Here is a 3,064-nt window from a genome sequence, read left to right as displayed (position 1 = left end):
ACACGTTCATTACCGCCCGGCACCTACCGGGCTCCGGCGCTCGCGGACGGTTGTTGGAGCCGGAGCGGACAGCGGCCTTCTCCGTACGCCGGGAGATCGGCACGACGGCTTACCAATGGTGAGGATCGCGCAGTAGATCGTTCATGCCGATGACGTCGAAGACGCGTTGGATCTGGCGGTTGGCGTTGGCGAGCTGAAGGGTCTTGCTGACCTTTTGGGCGGCAATGAGGCCTTCGAGGATGGCGCCGATGGCCTCGGAGTCGATGAAGGTGACATTGGTGAGATCGACGATGATGCGCCGGCTCGGTGCGGTATCGAGCAGGTGGACCAGCGCTTCCCGGAGGATGTCGCGGGCGTTGAGGTCGAACTCTCCGGTGAGCGCGACGTGGCTCTCCGGCACGCCGTCCGTGCCGGTGGTGACCGGGCCGGGCGTGATGGTGAAGTAGTCGCCGTCCATGACAGTCGAGTATTACTTGCCCTACGACAAATATTTTCAAGACATGGTTGCGATCACCTAACTCTCGAACACGTGTACCTGGCCGCTTCGGGGAGGAGAGGTGGCGTGGCAGCACACCGGATGTTCAGGTGTCGATGGGAAAGACCGCCCAGATGTGCTTGGCGCTGCTGGTGGCGTACCAGCCGACCTCCAGCGCCATAGCCCGGGCGAGGTGCAGGCCGCGGCCTCCGGCGTTGACCGGACGATCGTGAGCTAGTTCGGGCAGGTTGGTCAGGTCGTGGTCGGCGACATCGAGTACGAACTGGGTACCGGTGTGCATGAGCCGCACGGCGGTAGGGGGAAGGCCGTGTTTGATGGCGTTGGTGGCCAGCTCGGTGGCCACCAAGATCATCCGCTCCGGGATGTCCGACAGTTTTCGCCCGGTCACCGCCGAGTGGGTCTGTAACGCCTCGACCAAACCGGCACGCAACTCGCGCAGTTGGGTGGGCGTGGACAGGGCCCACTCATTAAGCAGGGCTGCTATCGGCGGCGGTGGCGAGGTACGCAAACTGGTCACGAGTTGTTGTTTCCCTGCCGGGCCCGCGTCATACCCAGATGGGGCGCGGTCGGCGACGGCGGTCCGCGTTCCGGGGTTCAGGTGTCCCTCTACTCACCGCCGCGGCGCCGGGCAGGGCGGGCCCGTAAGACGTAGGGCCGCCCACGTCACGGTGCGGCCCTCTTGCCGTAGGTAGCCCCAGCGCGCAACCAACTCTTCGATCAACACGGCCGACAGCGGTGACATCTCGGAAGCCCTCTGGCCGCCATCGAACAACTGAACCAACAGGTAGCGACGACCCAGCACAATATGCAGATCCATCATCGTCGAGGCCCGCAGCACCGACTCGCGGACAAACTCGGTAACCACCACACCGGCGGGAGCCATAAGATGGGGCACCTCCCACTGCAGGCACGCCGATGTGATCACGTCACAAGCCGTCCTCCCCGCGCCGGTAAGAGGCAGCAGCACCAAATTCAGCGACGGTACCCGCCGTGTAAATGCCACGAACGTCTCATTCCCCCAGACGCGACGATCACACGCCAGGGACCAGGGGATGTTCCATGGCTGCGGGCATCGGGGAGGTGTCGGCGTGTCAGTCCGCTGCTGCGGCCGGGGCGCAGACGGGCATCCTTCGCGCTGGGTTCGTGGCGTCCCGCGGTCAGGAGCTCGCTACTCTCGACCGGTACGTCAATCTCTGCAAGGCGGGGCCGAAGTCCGTCGGCGAAATACTGATAGCAGAAATTTTGCGCCGCGTCGCCGCACTGCACCGACGCCAGCGATCCCGCGGGAACGCGGAACCTCGGTGAACGTCGATTGATCCCTGGACGCTGCTCAAGACTCCTGGGAGCCATGCGTGGGCCGTCGTACTGGGCTGATCCTCGATTCGGCGGGGTCCTACCCCACCGCATACTAGCCTGGACGGTCGGCTTCGACCGGCGGGACGGCCTTCCCGAGCAACCGTTCCTCTCCATGATCGCCAAGTATCCCGAGGGCACCGCTGTCTACGCGGATACCGCTCGTCAAAGTCTGCAAGTGTATGGCACGGTATTCGTCGAGGAGCGGTTTCCCGCGAACGGGACCGGCCCATTCAGGTATCTCGTGGCGGGCCGGTCCTCGGCGGTCTGCAGGTCAGCAGGCAACCTTGGTGCGGCCGGACTTCTGCTTCCACGAGCACGTATCGTGGATCTTGCCGGCTTTCGTCTTCAGCGTGGCGGTGTCCCCGGTGTTGTTCCAGACGTAGTTCCCGCGCCCCCAGTACAGGTGCGTCTGGGAGCTGGTGCCCTTCCCGGTGTGCAGGTAGACCTTGCCGCCCTTACCCGCGATCGTGACGTTGCCGATCGTGTATGTGGCCGACTTGTCGACGACCTTCCAGCCCTTCAGGTTGATCGCCTTCTTCCCGGTGTTGACCAGGGCGATCCATTCCTTGTTGAGGCTGGCGTTGGAACGGGTGTCCTTGCCCGGCGAGTCGTACTGGGCCGAGTGGAACCGCAACGCCGGCGCGGCCTGCGCGGGACTGGCAACGGTCAACGTGGCGCCGACAGCGACGGCCGCAGCGGCCAGAGAGCCGAGCATTTTACGCGTGAAAGAGGTCTCGGAAGTCACTAGTCCACCTTGGCCAAGTCGATGATCGGAATCGATTCCCTGTTCGGGTGGACGTGGCCCACCGGTCAGGCTGCACCTCCACCAGAAAGGCCGAGCAGACACGCGAGCAATCCCATCTCTGGGTCAGGGGTGCCGTCGGAGACCGGAACGTGTCGACCAACCTCTGGCGTGTTAGGCCGAAGGCACTGGAGCCTGACGCTGGAGCGCAACGGCGCCCCGCATCGGAGAACCCCGGATGCGTGCCAGGGCCTGCCGAGGCAGGCTGATCTGCGGCGCCGACGACAGCTTCGAGCCGAGCCAAGACTTCTGCAACTTCGTGCGGCTCTCCGCGTTCGTCGGCCCGGCACGCCGTGGATTGGATCGACGAACTCCGGTGATGTGTCCGCCGTCGCGTTCCCGCCCTGGTGTCCGTTCCCCATTCAACTGAGGATCAGGAGGCTGGCCCGTCTGGCTGATGGTAAGGAAGG

Annotated in this window: 4 protein-coding genes; all 4 read right to left on the bottom strand. The window is 64.6% G+C overall.

Annotated elements, in window-relative coordinates; translation table 11 throughout:
- Positions 1–109: 109 nt before the first annotated feature.
- The 4 genes from Aco03nite_RS52290 to Aco03nite_RS52275 all read right to left on the bottom strand — a co-directional run bounded on the left by Aco03nite_RS52290 (position 110) and on the right by Aco03nite_RS52275 (position 2,567).
- Positions 110–457, bottom strand: a complete 348-nt coding sequence (locus Aco03nite_RS52290) for an STAS domain-containing protein (protein WP_203810737.1) — start codon at positions 455–457, stop codon at positions 110–112.
- A gap of 124 nt (positions 458–581) precedes the next feature.
- On the bottom strand, positions 582–1,013 hold the full coding sequence (locus Aco03nite_RS52285) for an ATP-binding protein (protein ID WP_203810735.1): 432 nt from the start codon (positions 1,011–1,013) through the stop codon (positions 582–584).
- Positions 1,014–1,106: 93 nt separating this feature from the next.
- The gene (locus tag Aco03nite_RS52280; protein WP_203810734.1) at positions 1,107–1,466 is read right to left on the bottom strand and encodes a hypothetical protein; all 360 of its coding nucleotides are present in this window, start codon (positions 1,464–1,466) and stop codon (positions 1,107–1,109) included.
- Positions 1,467–2,123: 657 nt separating this feature from the next.
- Entirely contained in the window at positions 2,124–2,567 is a 444-nt protein-coding gene (locus Aco03nite_RS52275; protein WP_203810732.1) for a lamin tail domain-containing protein, read from the bottom strand.
- Between the last annotated feature and the right edge of the window lie 497 nt (positions 2,568–3,064).

Source organism: Actinoplanes couchii, from assembly GCF_016862075.1.
Taxonomy (GTDB): Bacteria; Actinomycetota; Actinomycetes; order Mycobacteriales; family Micromonosporaceae; genus Actinoplanes; species Actinoplanes couchii.
The sequence above is the reverse complement of the archived record's forward strand: the minus strand, read 5'-3'. Positions and strand labels throughout refer to the sequence as shown.

Coding starts and splice junctions, on each gene's coding strand:
- Aco03nite_RS52290 (WP_203810737.1), bottom strand. CDS start 457: ATGGACGGCGACTACTTCACCATCACGCCCGGCCCGGTCACCACCGGC.
- Aco03nite_RS52275 (WP_203810732.1), bottom strand. CDS start 2,567: ATGCTCGGCTCTCTGGCCGCTGCGGCCGTCGCTGTCGGCGCCACGTTG.